This window comes from Candidatus Sulfotelmatobacter sp., assembly GCA_036500765.1.
Classification (GTDB): domain Bacteria; phylum Acidobacteriota; class Terriglobia; order Terriglobales; family Acidobacteriaceae; genus Sulfotelmatobacter.
Genome location: DASYBM010000016.1, coordinates 17,227 through 34,901 on the forward strand (window position 1 = coordinate 17,227; position 17,675 = coordinate 34,901).

Sequence of the window (17,675 nt, forward strand, 5' to 3'; positions counted from 1 at the left end):
TTCGTCGGTCGTCAGTCGTCGGCTAGAATCCGACGGCCGACGACCGACGACCGACGACCGACGACGGTTTTAGGTCCAACACATTCGAGCCATTACAGCCTCTGCCAGCGCCTGACCTGAGTCCGGACCGATTCAGGGAGCCGGCACCGAGCCAAACGGCCGAAGGAGAAACACATGCTTTGGAAGGGTTTTCAAAAACCGAAACGCCTCGCCACCGACACCTCCAGCCTCACCGACAAGTACGGCATGTTCTGGGCGCAGCCCTTCGAGCGCGGCTTTGGCACCACCGTGGGCAACGCCCTGCGGCGCGTGCTGCTGAGCTCGATTGAAGGCGCGGCCGTCACCGCCGTGAAGATGGAAGGCGTGCTGCACGAATTTCAGTCGATCCCCGGTGTAGTCGAGGACGCGACCGACATCATCCTCAACCTGAAGCAGATTCCGTTCAAGCTTTCGGGCGACGCGCCCAAGGCGATCTATCTGCGCGCGGATCAGCCCGGAGTCGTGACCAGCGGCATGATCGAAGCCGACGGTGACGTCGAGGTTCTCGACAAAGACGTCTACATCGCCACTGTCAGCGAAGGCGGCAAGCTCGACATGGAGATGCGCCTGAAGCGCGGACGCGGCTACACCTCCGCCGATAAGAATTTCGACGAGGATCTGGGCATCGGCTTCATCCCGATCGACTCCGTTCACTCGCCAGTGCGCAAGTGCAATTACACCGTCGAAGCCGCGCGTCTCGGCCAGATTACCGACTACGACAAGCTGACTCTCGAAGTGTGGACCAACGGCTCCATCACGCCCGCCGACTCGCTCGGCCTCGCCGCGAAGCTGCTGAAGGACCACATGAACATCTTCATCAACTTCGAAGAAGAAATCGAAACCGGCACGTCGTCGTCCGACGATCGCAAGCCCGAGATTCACAACGAGAACCTGAACCGCTCCGTGGAAGAGCTCGAGCTTTCGGTGCGAAGCTACAACTGCCTGAAGAATGCGAACATCCAGACCATCGGCGAACTCGTGCAGAAGACCGAATCCGAAATGCTGAAGACCAAGAATTTCGGCCGCAAGTCACTGAACGAGATCAAAGAGATTCTTTCCTCTATGGGTTTGAGCCTGGGCATGAAGATCGACGAGCACGGCAACGCCGTACCCGGGCCCACGTCGAACCTGGTCCTTCCGGCATCCGCCTACGGGCCGGACGATCAGCTGTAAGAAGCAAAGTTGCAAGGTTTCAGAGTTGCAAGGTTTCAAGGAATTCGTGGGCTAAAGGTTCTGGGAAGGGCACGGCTTTAGCCGTGCCGCCCGGAGCAACAAACGATTCGCGGCTTTAGCCGCTGCGGTTTGTTTTTGAGCTAAAAGCTAGAAGCTAAGAGCTAGAAGCTGAGGTTTCCCCATGCGTCACGGAAAAGCAGGATACAAACTCGGACGGAACACATCGCACCGGCGCTCGCTGCTGCGCAACCTGGTCACATCCGTGATCGTGGAAGAGCGCATCGAGACCACCGTTCCCAAAGCGAAAGCGGCGAAGCCGATCGTCGAGAAGATGATCACGTTGGGCAAACGCGGCGATCTCGCCGCCCGCCGCCTGGCCGCTTCCTATCTGATGACCGATGAGGCCGTCGTGAAGTTATTCGACACCGTCGGGCCTCGCTTCGGCGATCGCCAGGGCGGCTACACCCGCATCATCCGCACCGCCTGGAACAAAGGCGACGGCGCCGACAAAGCCTTCCTCGAACTGCTCGGGAGCGAGAAAATCCTCGACGAGAAAAAAGAGAAGCGCGCCGAAGCCCGCGCCAAGAAAGCCGCCGAAACCAAGAAAGCCATGGAAGAAGCGGAAGCGCAAGCCCAGGCCGAACAAGAATCCGCCGTCGCCGAGAGCGGCGACAAGAAAGAATAAGTTTCCCTCAAGTGCGAACCAAGGCACGGCACTGCGCCGTGCCTTTTTCTTTGTACTTCCGGCGCAAACTTTCTGATTGTTCAGGTGAAGAGCGGATTCCTCGGCCCCACTCGTACATGTACGTCTGCGCTTCCCACTGGTAATCTTCCCTCGCCTTCGACATTTCCCTAGACTTCCTGCAATGGCTTTCACTCGCACGCAAATCGGCATCGCCGTCGGCGCCGGAGTTCTTCTCGTGGGCGTGTTCGTCGGCTACCTGTGGTGGCTGAGCAATCAGGGACCGGTGCTGGCGCGGTCGGACGATCACGATCCGCTGACCGGACTGCCGGTCAGCATCAAGATGAATCCGCTGCGCGACCGCTCCACCGAGAAGGCTGCGAACAAATTTCTGCGCGAGATTCGTGACGGCCACTGCGACGATCTGCTTTCGAAGTGGGAACACGACTACCACAAGAAATACGCGCACTACATCTGCAACTCCGAAGCGCAGCACCCGCTGCTCTCGTGGGAACTGGTCGATTGGGAAGATGCGCCGCCGCTGGTGATTCTCCACTATCGCGGCAAACGCCCCAGCAACGCTGGGCCGGAGCAATCTGGGATCGATCAGGATCTGTTCACGCTTACTCTCGCGAACAAGGGTGGCGATTGGAACGTGACGAAGTACGACGCGATGTATTAGAGCGTCGTCAGTCGTCAGTCGTTGGTCTCTGTTTCTCTCCCGGCTATTTCATTCCCTCACTTTTCTCCGTGCCTCGGTGACTCCGTGGTAAAACTTTCCTATGCCTGCTAGCTTGCCTGAACCTCAACCATCCGCTGCGCGCAATATCTACGCCTTCGGAATCACCTCGTTCCTGAACGACACGGCCACCGAGATGGCGTACTGGGTGCTGCCGGCATTTCTGATCTCCCTGGGCGCGGGGCCGGCGCAGTTGGGATTGATCGAGGGACTAGCGGAAAGCGTCGCGTCGTTCGCCAAGCTGTTCTCGGGATATTTGACCGACCGCATCGAGCGCCGCAAGCCGCTGGTGGTCGCGGGATATTTCGTGGCCAATGCAGTGAAGCCGCTGCTGGCCGTGGCCGGCGCGTGGTGGCACATTTTATTGATTCGCTTCACCGATCGCCTCGCCAAGGGAGTGCGTGGAGCGCCCCGCGATGTGATGGTAGCCGAGTCCGTGCCGAAGGAGCGACTCGGATCGGCCTACGGCCTCATCCAGTCGATGGACTCCGCTGGTGCGATCGCCGGGCCGCTGGCGGCCCTAGTGCTGCTTGCGCGCTTTGGAATCCGAAGCGTTTTTTGGGCGGCTGCGGTTCCGGGCGCGCTATGCGTAATGGTGGCGCTGTTCGGCATCCGCGAAACTCAAGGTCGCAAAGAAAGACCCACCGCGGAGAAATCCGGCCTTGCGCCCGCTAAGAAGTCCGATACTCCCGCTTTAACTCCGGGCACGCTGCCTAATTCCTTCTACATGGTGTTGATCGCAGTGACTCTGTTCTCGCTGGGAAACTCGAGTGATATGTTCTTGGTGATGCGGGCGCAGAACGTCGGGATTCCGGTGGCGCTGGCGCCGCTGCTGGGGCTGGTCTTTAATCTCACGTACACTCTGGGCTCGTGGCCGGCCGGCTGGTTCAGCGACCATTTTTCTCGGCGCTGGATTGCCGCGGCCGGATACTTTATTTTCGCCGGAGTTTATTACGCCTTTGGGCGCGCGCCGTCGACGCTGGCCATCTGGATCACGATGGCGGTCTACGGCTTGTACTACGCCTTAACGCAGCCAGTGCTGAAAGCTTTGGTCGTAGAGACCGTCGGCCAAAATGTGCGCGGCCGCGCGCTTGGCGTTTATTTTTTCGTGACCAGCGTGGCGACTTTGGCCGCGAGTTTAATTACTGGGCAATTGTGGAACCATTACGGCGCGAGCATCCCCTTCTATTTCTCCGCGGGACTCGCGGCTGTATCGGCGATTCTGCTCTTGATCGCGCCCAGCGGAGCGGCGAAACGCGCGGCGACATAAGCTTTTCAGAACCACCTCATCCAAAGAAGCAGAACGATCTGCGCGCCGATTCCAGCGCAGGTATCGAGGATAACGTCCCGCACCGTCCCGGTGCGAGTCGGGATATAACTCTGATGCCACTCGTCGAGGCTGGCGACCAGCGCGGTCCCCAGGACAGCGATGTTCGCCCAGCGGAAGGTCCACTTTGCATTTTCCACGACGGGCAAGGTTTCGCGCCAGGCGCGGAAGAGCAGAATGCTCAACAGGCCGTAGCCGAAGACGTGTCCTGCCTTGCGAAGCAGGAAATGCCAGGGCTCGAAACGGGCGCGAGTGACGCCAAACAAAAAGTGCAGCAGCGGGTAAAGGATGCGGCTCGTATTTTGCGCGGAGAGATACGAAGTCGATTCAATGGCGATGACGATCAGCCAGAGAATCAGGGCGATCCATGCTTTCAGAGGATGGTGGCGGTCAGTGCTCAAGCGGGTGGGGAACTCAGCGAAATTCGTAGATCCGCGGGTGCGAGGGCGGGACGCCCTCGCGACAGCCGGCAAGCTGCCGGCGCTACACGACCATGCAGCTTCGACGTTTTTCTATTCGATGGCATAGTTGGGCGCCTCGCGAGTGATCATCACATCGTGCACATGGCTTTCGCGCAGGCCGGCGCCGCTGATGCGCACGAAGCGTGTCTTCTGTAGAAGTTCAGGAATCGTGGCACAGCCGCAATAGCCCATGCCCGATTTCAAGCCGCCGACCATTTGATGGACGATCATCGCGACGGAACCGCGGTAGGGAACGCGCCCTTCAATGCCTTCGGGGACAAGTTTCGCGAGGCGATTGGAATCGCCGTCAGAAGCCGAGATCGATGCCGAAGAATCGCCCTCCGTGCTCTGGAAATAGCGCTCACTCGATCCTTGCGCCATAGCTCCGATTGAACCCATGCCGCGATACGACTTGAACGAGCGGCCTTGATAAAGTATCAACTCGCCGGGACTCTCGTCAGTGCCGGCGAACAGCGATCCGATCATCACAGCGCTCGCGCCCGCGGCCAAGGCCTTGGTCACGTCGCCGGAATATTTAATGCCGCCGTCGGCGATGATGGGAACGCCGGAATCCTTGGTCGCGCGATAGGCTTCGGCGATAGCCGTAATCTGCGGCACGCCTGCGCCCGTCACGACACGGGTGGTGCAAATCGATCCCGGCCCAATGCCAACCTTGATGCCGTCGGCGCCGGCGCGAGTCAGTTCACAGGCTCCGTCGAACGTGGCCACATTGCCCGCCAGCAATTCCAGTTGAGGCAATTTCGATTTGATGAGCTTCACCGCATCGAGAACTTTTGTGGAGTGCCCGTGCGCGCTGTCGATGGCCAGCACGTCAACTTTAGCTTCAGCCAGTTCCTGCGCGCGTTCGAGAAAATCTCCAGTAGCGCCAATCGCCGCGCCCACGCGCAGGCGGCCCTGGGAATCTTTTGCCGCGTTGGGATACTTCAGTTTTTTCTGAATGTCCTTGACCGTGATCAACCCCTTCAGGTTATAGCGGTCATCCACGACGAGAAGTTTTTCCACGCGGTGCTGATGCAGAATTTTCTCCGCATCTTCGAGCGTCGTTCCCACCGGGACGGTGATCAGGTTTTTCTTGGTCATGACATTGTCGATGGGAATATCGAAACGGGTTTCAAAGCGCAGATCGCGGTTGGTAAGAATGCCGACCAGTTTGCCGTGCTCGGTGATGGGCACGCCGGAAATTTTGTACTTGCGCATGACTTCAAGCGCGTCGCTGACCCGGTCGGTCGGCGACATAGTAACCGGATCGACGATCATTCCGCTTTCCGAGCGCTTTACTTTGTCGACTTCGTTGGCCTGCTGCTCGATGGTCAAGTTGCGGTGAATAATCCCGAGGCCGCCCTGCTGCGCCAGCGCGATCGCCATGTGCGATTCGGTGACGGTATCCATGGCGGCACTTACGACAGGAATGTTCAGGCTGATGTTGCGCGTGAGTTGCGTCTGCGTGCTGGCCTGCGCAGGAATGACATCGGAGCGCGCGGGCAACAGAAGGACGTCATCGAAAGTAAGAGCCTCAGGAACGGGAAAATGAATCATAAATTTCTCGGGGAGCTCCCCAGCCGTGCGGTAAGCATTCATTCTAGAGACGGCGAGGAATTGAGGCAAATCGACGCAGCAACAGGAGCCGGCTTTTCCTCGGAGCGGAGTGTGTACTATGTTCCCGCGGGAACATATCGTCACGACGACAGGGGGCATACAATAACGTCATGACAGCTAAACCTAAGAAAGCAAAGCGACGGAGGGCGCGGCCCAAGCCAACGATAATCCCCTGGCTGCATGCATCGGTTGAGGATGACCTGGTTTCCTTGGCGGATGAGGAGACGGACGCAGAGTCGCGCTGGAACCGTCCACGGAAGCGGAGGATCTCGTTGCGCGTGGACGCCGAAGTGGTGGACTGGTTCAAATCCAAAGGCCCGGGCTACCAGACGCGAATTAACCGGATATTGAGAAGAGTGATGATGGAGGGTAAGGGGCGCACGGAAAGATAGGGGATCGACTCCCCCCACTCAAGCCAAAGGAGGGCTTGAGTGGGCCACCCGCGAACTTTAGAAATGGGCCGCCCGCCCCCGTCCGCTTTTGCCTTTTCCCCCGCACCCGCGTATATTAGGTAACTGAGAACTGTTGTGTACTACCGGCATTTGGCGAAGCACACCAGTGGGCGCAAGCCCACTTTTTAGTTGGAGCCCTTCGGGTTGGTGCCGTCATTGTCAGTAAGATATGTCAGTAAGTTATTGGCTACATGGCGCTTGACGTTGATCGTGTGCGGGAAATCGCGGACCGCGTAGCTCTCTCCAGCGGGCTCGAAGTGGTGGAAATCGAGATCCTGGGAGGAGGCAAGGCGCGCATGTTGCGGGTGTTTTTGGATAAGGCCTCGGCTGGCACCGATCCACTGGCCGGGGTCACGCATGAAGACTGCGCGAATTTCAGCCGCGAGTTTGGCACGATTCTCGATGTCGAAGATGTGATGCCGGGCTCGTACACCCTGGAAGTTTCGTCGCCGGGGTTGGATCGGAAGTTGATCAAGGCCGCCGATTTTACGCGCTTCACTGGCAGCCGCGTAAAGTTGACCACGCGGCAACCGGTCGACAATAACCGGCACTTTGAAGGACGGCTGGAAAGTTTTTCGGACGGACGCTTGACGCTGGATTTGAGCGTGGCCAGTCACAAGTCGCGCAAGAAGATGGGTGCGGCGGCGGGCGAGAAAATTGAAATCGATTTCGCCAATGTGGAGAAGGCGAATCTGGTTCCGGAGATCTAGAAGGATTGAGTAATTTGGTATTTGAGTAATTTGGCAATTGAGAATCGGGCCACGGGCCAGTGCGTATGCTTTTGGTTTTCGATTACAAAATTACGAAATTACCAAATTCGGTTTTTTCTTTATGGCAAGCGAGCTCTACAACACGATCGACGCACTCAGCCGGGAAAAAGGAATTGATCCGCAAATTGTAGTCAGCGCGGTGGAAGACGCCATTGTTATGGCCACGCGCAAGTACTACAAGTCGCAGGAAAACCTGCGGGCCAAGCTCGACAAGGACACCGGTAAGATCAATGCTTTCGCGGTCAAGGCTGTGGTGGAAACTCCGGAACAGGTCGAAGATCCGAATCTCCAGATCACGGTGGAAGACGCGCGCAAGGTCGATCCGGCGTTAGAGATCGGTGGCGAACTGCTGATTCCCAAGGTTACGGAAGGAATTTTAGGACGCATCGCGGCGCAACTCGCGAAGCAAGTGATTTTCCAGAAGGTGCGCGAAGCCGAGCGCGACACCGTTTATAACGAATACATCGGGCGCGTCGGCGAAATCGTGAACGCGACTGTGAAGCGCGTCGAAGGGCCGGATGTAATTTTCGACATCGGCAAGGCCGAAGCCCGCATGCCGCGCAAAGAACAATCGCGGCTGGAATCGTTTGCCATCAGCGAGCGCGTACGGGTGGTAATCGCCCGCGTCGAGAGGGCTTCGAAAGGACCAGGGGTTGTGGTTTCGCGCGCCGCGCCGGAGTTGGTGCAGCACCTGTTTCAGACCGAAGTTCCGGAAATTTACGACGGCACCGTTGTGATCCGGGCCATCGCGCGCGAAGCCGGCGAGCGCACCAAGATCGCGGTCATGTCTAAGGACAAGGATGTGGATGCCGTGGGCGCGTGCGTTGGAATGAAGGGCATGCGCGTGCAGTCGATCATCCGCGAACTGCGCGGGGAGAAGATTGACATCATCGAGTATCACGAAGATGCTGTCACTTTCGCTGAGAAGGCGCTGCAACCCGCGAAGGTGAGCCGGGTGACGATCGTCGACAGCGGCGACAAGCATCTTGAAGTAGTGGTCGACGATAGCCAGCTGTCTCTGGCGATTGGCAAAAAAGGACAGAATGTCCGCCTCGCGGCAAAGTTGCTCGGATGGAAGATCGACATCAAGAGCGAAGAAGAGAAGCGCCAGGAGGTCGAGCTCCAGATGGCCGCGATGGCGCCGCAAGCGACTACCCCGCTCGAGAACGTGACCGGATTGGGCGAAGGGTTGGTCGAGAAGCTGAGCGCCGCAGGCGTGACTACGGTCGAAGCGCTCGCCGATATGACGCCGGAGCAACTCGAAGCCATTGAGGGCATCGGACCGAAGACGGTGGAAAGAATCAGTCTCGCGGTGAATAATTATTTTGCAAGTCTCGAGGCCGGCGTGGCCGAAGCAGGAGTTGCCGCGGAGGGTGAAGCAGCCGCCGAGGATGTTGTCGCGGCGGAGCCCTCTGAAGTTCCGGTAGAAGGCGAGCAGACCGCGGTTCCTGAAACGACAGCGAAAACCGAAGGCACAGCAGAGACCGAAGGCACAGCAGAAGGAACCACTGCGTCAAGGAAGAACAACGAAGAGCACGAGCCGAACGCGGGCTCGGAAACAACTGAATAGGCGATGACTCGCGTGCAAATCTTCAATCGCGTGCGAGTGCAGAATGTTGACTCCGTGAGGGCTGCAATGAAGACCTAACACAACGCGGAGTTCAAGAAAGGCCGGATGAGTAAGGTTCGAATCAACGATCTCGCCAGGGAGCTGGAAGTTAAAAGCAAAGCCATTCTCGACACGCTGCCGATCGTCGGGGTGACGGAGAAGAAGACCCATTCCAGTTCACTCGAGGAGCATGAGGCGGAAAAAGTGCGGATCCATCTCCGCGGCTCGTCCGAGGCGCAGACGTCGTCTGCCAAATCCGCGCGCCCGCTGCGCGGCGAAGAAGAAATCAAGACCAAGATCGACCTGTCGAACATCTCCCGACCGGGCGATGTGCTGAAAGCCATTACGCAGCAACGCGAAGCTGTGACGCCGCCCCCCCGACCGTCGGTTCCACCGGTGGCGGCTCGACCGGTGGCTGTGCCGCCATTCGCCGCGCCGGCTCCGCCTCCCGCGGCGCCCTCAACTCTGGCCGCAAAGGCTCCCGTGCCGGTGCCCGCTGCGCGGCCTGAGGCGGTTGCACCCGCGGCGGAAAAACCAGTTCCTGTTGCGACTCCAGCCGCGCCGGCAATCGCCCCTCCAGTCGTTGCACCGCGCCTGGTGACGCCTCCTCAGCCTCGGGTAGTGGCGCCACCAATCGCGCCCACGGTTGCAGCATCCGTCGTGCCACCAGCTCCAGTGGCAGCCGCTCCGATGGCAACGCCGCCGGCTCAGGTCGCGCCCGCGGGCCCGCCGCAGCCTCCGGCGCCGCGCATGATTGTTCCGCAGACTGGACCGCGTCCGGTGTACAAGGCTCCGCCACCCCGGCCCGTGCCCGTCGTTCCAAGTAGTGCCCAGAACAACTCGCCGAGCATGCAGGGAAGCGCGGCCGCAGGGACCATGCGTCCCGCGCCGGGACGTCCGGTGCCCGGTCAGCCGATTTTTCAGCGTCCGCGTCCACAGGTGCCGGGCGGAGGTCCGCCGCGTCCCTTGCGTCCCGGTGAGCGCCGCCCGATGCACCCCACGCGCTCGACGCCGGCAGGCCCACGTCCTCTCGGTGTCGGTCCGGGACTTCCACCGCCAGGGCCAGCTCGTCCCGGCGCGCGCCCCGGTGCTCCGGCGCGTCGGCCCGGCCAGCGTTATGTTCCGCGTGGCGTAAAAGAAGGCCCGATGAAGGGCTACACGCCACCGCCGCGGATGGTGGTGTCGAATGAGCCGATGCCGATCACGCGCAACATCACCATCACCGAAGGCATCAGCGTGAAGGATCTCGCGGAGAAGCTCGACGTGCGCGCGAAAGATTTGATCTCGCGTCTGCTCGGCCGCGGAGTTTTCGCGACCATCAACCAGACGCTCGATGCCGAACTGGCCAGCGAGATGGCTCGCTTTTTCGGAGCCGAGACTAACGTGATCACGTTCGAAGAGCAGGCTTCGAAAGATATCGATGCAGCTGCTGGCAGCGGGGAAGAGTCCGCCGTTGAAATCACGCCGCGCCCGCCAGTGGTTACCATCATGGGCCACGTGGACCACGGCAAAACGACGCTGCTCGACTCGATTCGCGAGACTGCCGTTGCCGAAGGCGAAGCGGGAGGCATCACCCAGCACATCGGCGCCTACAAAGTTCGGATCACCGACAAAGAATCTCCGGCGTATGGCCGCGAGATTGTGTTCCTCGATACGCCGGGTCACGAAGCATTTACCCGGATGCGTTCGCGCGGCGCGAAAGCTACCGACATTGTTGTGCTTGTCGTTGCCGCCGATGACGGCGTGATGCCGCAGACGGTGGAAGCCATCGACCACGCTCATGCCGCTGAAGTTCCCATCATCGTCGCGGTTAATAAAATCGATAAGCCCGATGCCTTGCCCGACCGCGTGAAGAAGCAACTCGCCGATCGTGGACTGGTGCCGGAAGAGTGGGGCGGCAAGACGGTGTTCGTCGACGTTTCGGCCAAGAAGAAAACTAACCTCAACCTGCTGATGGAAATGATCTGCCTGGTTGCAGATCTGGCGGAGCTGAAGGCAACTCCGGAACGCGCCGCAACAGGCGTCGTCCTCGAAGCGAAACTCGATCGCGGCCGGGGACCCGTCGCGACATTGCTGGTGCAGAACGGCACGCTCGTTGCCGGCGACAATTTTGTCGTGGGCAATGTTTACGGAAAAATCCGTGCCATGTTCGACGATCGCGGAAACTCATTAGCTTCGGCCCCGCCCTCCACGCCGGTAGAGATTCTCGGCATGGAAGGTTTGCCGCAAGCCGGCGATCAATTTGTCGTCGTCGCGGATCGCGATAAAGCTCGCGGCATTTCGGAATACCGCGAACAGAAAGCCCGTGAAGCCGCGCTGGCCAAGAGTTCTCGCGTATCGCTCGAGGGCCTGGCCGAACAGATCAAGACCGCCGGTACCAAGGAACTCAACATCATCCTAAAGGGCGATGTACAGGGTTCGGTCGAAGTGCTCAGCGACCTGCTTTCGCGGCTCTCGAACGAAAAAGTTCGCCTGCGCCTGCTGCGTTCGGGCGTGGGAGCAATCACCGAAACCGACGTGCTGCTGGCCTCGGCGTCGAACGCCATCATCATCGGCTTCAACGTGCGCCCCGAGCGCAAGGCGCAGGAACTCGCCGAGCAGGAAGAAGTCGACATCCGCCTGCACTCGATCATTTACGAATTGCAGGACGAGATCAAGCGCGCCATGACCGGCCTGCTCGAGCCGACGATCAAAGAGACTTATCAGGGCCGTGCCGAAGTGCTGGAAGTCTTCCGCATCCCGAAAGTCGGAACCGTCGCGGGCTGTCGCGTAACCGATGGCCAGATCAAGCGTGACTCCGAGGTCCGCCTGCTGCGCGACAACGTCGTCGTCTTCAAGGGAAAAATCGGTTCGCTGCGCCGCTTCAAGGACGACGCCAAAGAAGTCACCAACGGCATGGAATGCGGCATCTCGATCGCGAACTACGGCGACATCAAAGCCCGCGACGTGCTTGAAGCATTCTCCACGGAACGGATCGCGGCAGAAGCAATGGCGTAGAAAGCGTCGTTGGTCGATAGTCGTTGGTCGTTTGCCTCGAGTCGCCAATCGGTGGTTTTGCCAACGACCGACGACTGACGACTCCATGCCTATCGCTTTGCTCACCCTCGAACTCCACATCGAAGCTGCGCAGTCGGTCAAAGACCGACGCCAAGTGGTGCGCAGCTTGAAAGACCGGCTGCGCACCAGCTTCAACGTCTCCGTCGCCGAACTCGACGCCGCCGAACTCTGGAACCGCGCCACCATCGGCTTGGTGGCGATTTCGAATTCTCGCGACTATCTCGACGGCCTGATGAAAAACGTGGAGCGCGCCGCCGCCCGCATCGCCAACAACCACGGTGCCGAGATCGCCGATTCATTCGTCGAATATTTCTAGAAATGCTTAGGTTGAGGCGGCGTCGGCTTTAGAAAGCCGGGGTGGCTGCACCCGCGACAATCTTACAGGCCTTTCTGTTGGCGGTCGGCGCGGTCTTGCGGCGTGCGGATGAACATTTCGACGAAGTAGTCGTGCAGGGCGTCGAAAAGCTGGCGCTGGAAGCTCCATTCGAATTGCGGGTCGTCGAGATCGCGGGGATGGAGGTCGAAGTAGTAAATGTGAACGGGAATGGATTCGTCTTTGAAGCTGATGATGACTTCGACGCCTTCACCCTTCGCGCGGGCGGAAAAATTCAGCAGGGGATGTTCGTAGAGGCGGAGTTGGGCGAGGACGCGGTCGAGGCGAGTCGACGAGAGTTCGGGCACATGGGGATTGTAGCGCGGGCGTAAGGTGTCGCGTCGGGTCTGCCTCAGGAACTCCTCTTCGAGCCGCGGTCGGCGTTGAGGTGAAAGGGTCCTTCGACTGCGTTGCCGATTTCGCTTCGCGCATCGGCAACTTCGCTCAGGATGACACACTCAGAAATTATTCGTAGCGTAACGCTTCGATTGGATTCAGCGTTGCCGCTTTAATCGCGGGGAGCATGCCGCTGATGATTCCGACGAAGCTTAGAATTGCCGTCGACCAGAGCAGCGTGGCGAAGTCGATGTAGAGATGAATGTCGCCTTCGCTGGCGTTTTCTTCGAAGGCGCTCCAGAGGGTAAGCGATCCTACGGACCATGAGACCAGGTAGGCGAAGATCACGCCTAACAGGCCGCCCAGCGCGGTGATTACGAGGGCTTCGGCGAGAAACTGAAACAGGATGTGCCAGCGGTGCGCGCCCAGGGCTTTCTCGACGCCGATTTCGCGGGTGCGCTGCGTGACTGAGACCAGCATGATATTCATCAGGCCGACGCCGCCAATACCCAGCGTGAGCAGGCCGATGAAGCCGAGAAGAATTTTTATGCCCGTCGAGATCACCTGCAAATCCATCAGGTCGGCGAAGACGTCGAAGACGAAGATCGCCCGTTGATCCTTGGGATCGAAGCTGTGATGGAAGGCCATCGATTCGCGCACGGCTTTGACGATTTTGGCGTGATCGCCTTCGTACTCCATGACGACCGAGCTTAAGTAATAGGTGTTGGTCAGATCGCTCATGGCGCTGTAGGGGACGTAGACGTGTTCGTTGATGTTGTCGTCCCCGTTCTGAACTTGATGCTTGAGAATTCCGACGATCTGATAGGAGATGCCGTCGAGCCGGATGTTTTCGCCGAGCGCGTTCTGGCCGGAAAATAATTTCTTCTTGGCATCGGAGCCGATGACGGCGACGCGGGTGTGAGTGAAGTCGTCGGCCTCGCTGAAGAAAGTGCCTTCGGCGACATCCATTTTGCGCATGCGGCCGTAGGCGGCGTAAACGCCGCTAACGCCGTAGTTCGCGCTGCGAGTACCGTAGGCGACCGCGCAATTCTTGAAGGCTTCGGGAGAGACGCGCTTCAACAAGGGGACTTCGGCGCGGATGGAGTCGAGGTCGTTGATGGTGAGACGGACTTGCGTGCCGGCTTTGGTGCCGCCGGCCTGGAGTTCGGTGCGGCCGGGAAAAATGAAGACGAGATTGGTGCCGAAGGAGCGGAAGGCGGACCAGAGTCCGCGCTCGAAGCCTGTTCCGTAGGCCAGGAGAAGCACAACGGTGGCTATGCCCCACGCCATGCCTAGCATGGTCAGGACGCTGCGGCGGCGGTTGTAGCGGAGCGCGTTGTAGGCCTGGGTGGCGAGATCGAGGATCATGGGAAAACAGCTCCTAGCTACTAGCTTCTAGCTTCTCTACCCTTTACTTACTCGTCTCGGTTCCGCTCGGCTTCGCCCCTTCGACTTCGCACAGGGCAGGCTTTTGCGGGACGGACGAATGCGTCCGTCGCTACGCGATTATTCTTGTCTTAATGCTTCTACTGGTGGCAGCAGGGCTGCTTTTCTTGCGGGATACAGGCCTGCGGCGATTCCTGCTACCGCCAGCGATCCGATCGCGGCCAGGGCCGACGCCGGAATAATTCTTGGCGTGTCGAAGCCTTCCGGCGACGGGAGCATGGCCAGCAACGTTACGAAACCCGTAGCGATGGCCAGGCCGATGGCGCCGCTGAAGGCGGTGAGAAAAGCTCCCTCGATGAAGAACTGCGTCAGGATCGCGCGGTAGGTTGCGCCGAGGGCTTTTCGCAGGCCAATCTCTTTGGTGCGCTCGGTTACCGAGACCAGCATGATGTTGATGATGCCGATCGCTCCCAGGCCCAGGGTGACGACCCCGACTACGCCGAGGAACCAGTCCATGGCATCGAAAATTTTTCCCACGCGCTTCATATTTTCGATCGTGTCCCAGTCTTCGAAGGCGTCTTGCAGTTTGGGACTGAAGCCGTGGCGGCGGGCGAGGATGCGGTGAATTTCTTCTTTCGCTTCGGCGTGCAGATCTTTGCTGATCGGCTGATAATTCAGGAATGAAATCGCATCTTCGGAGTTTGCTTTGGTGAGCGGAAAAAGATCGCGCATGGTTTCTATGGGGATGAAGATACGCGAGTTGGTTCCGTTATTGCCGTCGCGTCCGACTTTCGCGACTACGCCGACGACGTCGAAGTTAATGCCGTTGAGCAGAATCGTCGAACCGACGGCGGGACGCCCGGGAAACATATTTTTCAGCAGTTCCCAGCCGACGACGGCGACGCGGCGGCGGTCGGCGTTGTCCTGGTTATTGAACCAGCGGCCGGGTTCGACTGGGACGTTGCGAATCTGGTTGTAATCGGAGGCGACGCCGAAGACCTGGCCATTGGTGGATCCGTAATCGCTGACGGCGCGAATGTCCTCGCGATTCAGAACTGGAGACAATGCGCCGACGAACTGAGCTTCACTGCGGACGGCCAGATAATCTTTGTAAGTGAAGTAATAGGTCTTGCCGGACTGCGTGCTGCCCTCGACGGCGGGAATGCGTCCGGGAAACATGAACATAATGTTCTGCCCGAGGGTGGCGAGTTGCTTTTCCTGGCCACTGCGGAAACCTTCTCCCAGTCCGACCAGCAGCAGCAACGACCCCACGCCCCAGGCGATGCCGAACATCGTCAGAAACGAACGCAGCTTGTGCGCCCAGAGCGTGGACAGAGACTGGCGAATGATGTCGAAGAGCAGGCGCATAATCAAGTTCCGAGGACCGGCGGTCCGTCGCCACGTGAATTGAATCATGCCCCCACGCCTCCGGGGAGGGGCGTGGGGACACCCGGGTAACGTTCAGGCGAGGGGTCTCAATCCCGCCCAACCATCTGATCAGTAAATACGCAGCCGGGCTCGGGAAAGTTCCCGGCTGGCATCTGAGGAGTTAGACATGGGGAAAGAGAAAAAGGTTAGCTGATGCTGTGGCATTGAATGAGCGCTCTCATCGTCGATGAGCGTAATGGCGATTTATCGCCAGTTGACCTGCGCTGGTCGAACTACTTGTATCTGCTGTAAAAGAACGCTCGGCTCTTCGACCAATCAACGGCGAAGAGCAAGATAAAGTTCTGAACTGAGTTACCGGGCCGTTCAATCGTGTAGAGATCGAAACGCTGGTGGCGAATTCCCTTCGCGTCAAGATTTCCTTTGAGCGCAGAAGGCCACCAAAGCACTTTGGGTCTCGGATACTCCGAATTGACGCCTGAGGACGCGCCGGTCGGGCAGGCGGCGCGGGCTGGGTCGTCCACGTCATGTCGCTTTTAAGGCACGCTGAAATTACGCTTACTCGTTGCAGTTCCTTCTGTCTCAACGCGAATGTCTTTTCCCTCATGGGGTGACATTTTAAACTTTGCTGTTAAGGGGTGACAAAATCATAGTGCTAAGACATGCAAATCCCTTCATCTTGACAGCTTGTTCCCAGCGCGGCAGACTCTGTGCTTCCGGGTTTGGCTCGCACGAGTCGGAGGTATCTTCGCCGTCACTCGCGGGCTCATAGCCATTTCTACGAAACACTTTGTCCTGAGAGAATATTCAAATGAGAATTGAGAAACTTGGCGCGAATCTCTATCGCAGTCTCTTTGCGATGCTCACCCTTGCCGTGATTGCGGCCGGACTGGCCACCGGCGCTCAGGCCGTTACCTACCGCGTCATTCACAGCTTCGATGGCACGACGGACGGTTCGAACCCGTACGGTGACCTCGTAGCAGACGCCGCCGGAAACTTGTACGGCACAACCTCCACTGGCGGCCCCCGGAACTGCAGCAGTGCAGAGACAACTTGTGGGGGCACCGTGTTTCAGTTGTCGAAGACCTCGACGGGCGGATGGACGCGGAAAGTTCTACACGCTTTCGCCGGCCCTGATGGTGCGTCTCCGCAATCTGGTCTGGTCTTCGACAGCGCTGGCAATTTGTATGGCACCACTTTTATAGGCGGAGTGGGCTGCCAATCTGAATCTGGATGCGGGGTCGTGTTCAAACTGTCACCAACCACATCCGGAGGCTGGACCTATTCGGTGATACTTCAGTTTTCGGATTCCAATGCGAACGGAACCTTACCCACTGGCAACCTGATCATGGATTCCGCGGGTAACCTCTACGGCACGACCCTCCTAGGCGGAAATTTCGAGAACGGTGGTAGTGGATGCGGTGTCGTATACGAGTTGTCTCACGGCGCCAGAGGATGGACCGAGACTGTCCTCTACACGTTCATCGGCCATCCGGACGGGTGCGGTCCTAACGGGATCGTCTTCGACGCCACCGGTAACCTCTACACCACGACGACTAGCGGTGGCACTTCCTCAAACCAGATCTGCAGCGGAGGCTATGGTTGCGGCTCGGTGATTCAACTCTCGCCCAATTCGTCGGGCGCATTTACCGAGACCGTGCTGTACAGCTTCAGCGGCGGTAGCGACGGCAACCTGCCCACTGGCAGCTTAGTCCTTGATAACAGCGGCAACCTCTATGGCGTTACAAGAGCAGGAGGCACGTCTATCGGATGTACTTGGAATGTGCCAGGGTGTGGAGTTGTGTTCAAGCTATCGAACTCGTCCGGCGGATGGAAACAAACTGTGATCCACACCTTCCAGCCCACTTCCAGCGGCGCCGCAGGCGAAGGCGGAGGATCGCCTGCTTCCAATCTTACTTTCGATACGGCAGGCAACCTGTACGGCACTGCTCCTTTTGGTGGCCGTGGGAACGGAGTTGTGTTCAAGCTTTCACCCAACTCCAGCGGGGGCTGGACGGAAAGCGGCGTCCATGCGTTTTCGGGTGGAACCGGCGGGGAGTTGCCGAATTCCGGCGTGATCTTTGACTCGGCTGGCAACATCTTTGGCACAACTCTGTATGGAGGCAGCAGCACGGCTTGCCCCAGTCGCTGTGGCGTCGTGTTCGAAATCACACCGTAGCGTGTCAACGCCGCGGCGCCCCTGCGTTGGCGTTCCGCAATGTGGAGGGACAGCTCTGTAAGGTGCGCATTCTTGCTGGAATGTCCGGT

The 17,675-nt window shown here is 59.0% G+C and carries 14 protein-coding genes; 9 read left to right on the top strand and 5 right to left on the bottom strand.

All coding sequences use genetic code 11. The features are described 5' to 3' along the window. Positions 1-174: 174 nt before the first annotated feature. The 4 genes from VGM18_17130 (at position 175) to VGM18_17145 (ending at position 3,903) form a co-directional block, all read left to right on the top strand. Entirely contained in the window at positions 175-1,212 is a 1,038-nt protein-coding gene (locus VGM18_17130) for a DNA-directed RNA polymerase subunit alpha (GenBank protein HEY3974731.1), read from the top strand. Between the two features lie 181 nt (positions 1,213-1,393). Further along, positions 1,394-1,897 (top strand): 50S ribosomal protein L17, encoded by a 504-nt coding sequence (gene rplQ / locus VGM18_17135; GenBank protein ID HEY3974732.1) that lies wholly within the window; start codon positions 1,394-1,396, stop codon positions 1,895-1,897. A gap of 181 nt (positions 1,898-2,078) precedes the next feature. Continuing rightward, the gene (locus tag VGM18_17140) at positions 2,079-2,576 is read left to right on the top strand and encodes a hypothetical protein (protein ID HEY3974733.1); all 498 of its coding nucleotides are present in this window, start codon (positions 2,079-2,081) and stop codon (positions 2,574-2,576) included. Between the two features lie 100 nt (positions 2,577-2,676). Continuing rightward, on the top strand, positions 2,677-3,903 hold the full coding sequence (locus VGM18_17145) for an MFS transporter (GenBank protein ID HEY3974734.1): 1,227 nt from the start codon (positions 2,677-2,679) through the stop codon (positions 3,901-3,903). 5 nt (positions 3,904-3,908) lie between these two features. On the opposite strand, the gene VGM18_17150 is transcribed toward VGM18_17145, so the two are convergent. Together VGM18_17150 and guaB are read right to left on the bottom strand one after the other, a co-directional pair. Continuing rightward, positions 3,909-4,361, bottom strand: a complete 453-nt coding sequence (locus VGM18_17150; protein ID HEY3974735.1) for a VanZ family protein — start codon at positions 4,359-4,361, stop codon at positions 3,909-3,911. Positions 4,362-4,472: 111 nt separating this feature from the next. Then, on the bottom strand, positions 4,473-5,978 hold the full coding sequence (guaB, locus tag VGM18_17155; protein ID HEY3974736.1) for an IMP dehydrogenase: 1,506 nt from the start codon (positions 5,976-5,978) through the stop codon (positions 4,473-4,475). Positions 5,979-6,681: 703 nt separating this feature from the next. Between guaB and rimP the strand changes: the two genes are divergently transcribed. From rimP to VGM18_17175, 4 genes are all read left to right on the top strand, one after another. Beyond that, on the top strand, positions 6,682-7,200 hold the full coding sequence (rimP, locus tag VGM18_17160) for a ribosome maturation factor RimP (protein HEY3974737.1): 519 nt from the start codon (positions 6,682-6,684) through the stop codon (positions 7,198-7,200). A 121-nt stretch (positions 7,201-7,321) separates the two neighbouring features. Further along, positions 7,322-8,830 (top strand): transcription termination factor NusA, encoded by a 1,509-nt coding sequence (gene nusA, locus VGM18_17165; protein HEY3974738.1) that lies wholly within the window; start codon positions 7,322-7,324, stop codon positions 8,828-8,830. A 105-nt stretch (positions 8,831-8,935) separates the two neighbouring features. Beyond that, positions 8,936-11,866, top strand: a complete 2,931-nt coding sequence (gene infB, locus VGM18_17170; protein ID HEY3974739.1) for a translation initiation factor IF-2 — start codon at positions 8,936-8,938, stop codon at positions 11,864-11,866. A gap of 85 nt (positions 11,867-11,951) precedes the next feature. Then, positions 11,952-12,242 carry a DUF503 domain-containing protein gene (locus VGM18_17175; protein HEY3974740.1) on the top strand — a complete coding sequence of 97 codons (291 nt, stop codon included), beginning with the start codon at positions 11,952-11,954 and terminating at the stop codon, positions 12,240-12,242. 62 nt (positions 12,243-12,304) lie between these two features. Here VGM18_17175 and VGM18_17180 read toward each other — a convergent pair whose 3' ends face one another. The 3 genes from VGM18_17180 to VGM18_17190 all read right to left on the bottom strand — a co-directional run bounded on the left by VGM18_17180 (position 12,305) and on the right by VGM18_17190 (position 15,389). After that, a complete protein-coding gene (locus tag VGM18_17180) occupies positions 12,305-12,607 on the bottom strand; it encodes a hypothetical protein (GenBank protein HEY3974741.1) in 303 nt (100 codons plus the stop codon). A gap of 157 nt (positions 12,608-12,764) precedes the next feature. Continuing rightward, positions 12,765-14,003 carry an ABC transporter permease gene (locus VGM18_17185; protein ID HEY3974742.1) on the bottom strand — a complete coding sequence of 413 codons (1,239 nt, stop codon included), beginning with the start codon at positions 14,001-14,003 and terminating at the stop codon, positions 12,765-12,767. 138 nt (positions 14,004-14,141) lie between these two features. After that, on the bottom strand, positions 14,142-15,389 hold the full coding sequence (locus VGM18_17190; GenBank protein ID HEY3974743.1) for an ABC transporter permease: 1,248 nt from the start codon (positions 15,387-15,389) through the stop codon (positions 14,142-14,144). Between the two features lie 829 nt (positions 15,390-16,218). On the opposite strand from VGM18_17190, the gene VGM18_17195 reads away from it, so the two are divergent. Then, positions 16,219-17,586, top strand: coding sequence for a choice-of-anchor tandem repeat GloVer-containing protein (locus VGM18_17195; protein ID HEY3974744.1), 1,368 nt, complete (start codon positions 16,219-16,221; stop codon positions 17,584-17,586). The last annotated feature ends 89 nt before the right edge of the window (positions 17,587-17,675 follow it).

What these genes read in the sequence shown, in the direction of transcription:
- VGM18_17195 (HEY3974744.1), top strand. Translation starts at nt 16,219, where the DNA reads ATGAGAATTGAGAAACTTGGCGCGAATCTCTATCGCAGTCTCTTTGCG.
- VGM18_17185 (HEY3974742.1), bottom strand. Translation starts at nt 14,003, where the DNA reads ATGATCCTCGATCTCGCCACCCAGGCCTACAACGCGCTCCGCTACAAC.
- VGM18_17190 (HEY3974743.1), bottom strand. Translation starts at nt 15,389, where the DNA reads ATGCGCCTGCTCTTCGACATCATTCGCCAGTCTCTGTCCACGCTCTGG.
- VGM18_17175 (HEY3974740.1), top strand. Translation starts at nt 11,952, where the DNA reads ATGCCTATCGCTTTGCTCACCCTCGAACTCCACATCGAAGCTGCGCAG.
- infB (HEY3974739.1), top strand. Translation starts at nt 8,936, where the DNA reads ATGAGTAAGGTTCGAATCAACGATCTCGCCAGGGAGCTGGAAGTTAAA.
- rimP (HEY3974737.1), top strand. Translation starts at nt 6,682, where the DNA reads ATGGCGCTTGACGTTGATCGTGTGCGGGAAATCGCGGACCGCGTAGCT.
- VGM18_17145 (HEY3974734.1), top strand. Translation starts at nt 2,677, where the DNA reads ATGCCTGCTAGCTTGCCTGAACCTCAACCATCCGCTGCGCGCAATATC.
- VGM18_17130 (HEY3974731.1), top strand. Translation starts at nt 175, where the DNA reads ATGCTTTGGAAGGGTTTTCAAAAACCGAAACGCCTCGCCACCGACACC.
- nusA (HEY3974738.1), top strand. Translation starts at nt 7,322, where the DNA reads ATGGCAAGCGAGCTCTACAACACGATCGACGCACTCAGCCGGGAAAAA.
- rplQ (HEY3974732.1), top strand. Translation starts at nt 1,394, where the DNA reads ATGCGTCACGGAAAAGCAGGATACAAACTCGGACGGAACACATCGCAC.
- guaB (HEY3974736.1), bottom strand. Translation starts at nt 5,978, where the DNA reads ATGATTCATTTTCCCGTTCCTGAGGCTCTTACTTTCGATGACGTCCTT.
- VGM18_17140 (HEY3974733.1), top strand. Translation starts at nt 2,079, where the DNA reads ATGGCTTTCACTCGCACGCAAATCGGCATCGCCGTCGGCGCCGGAGTT.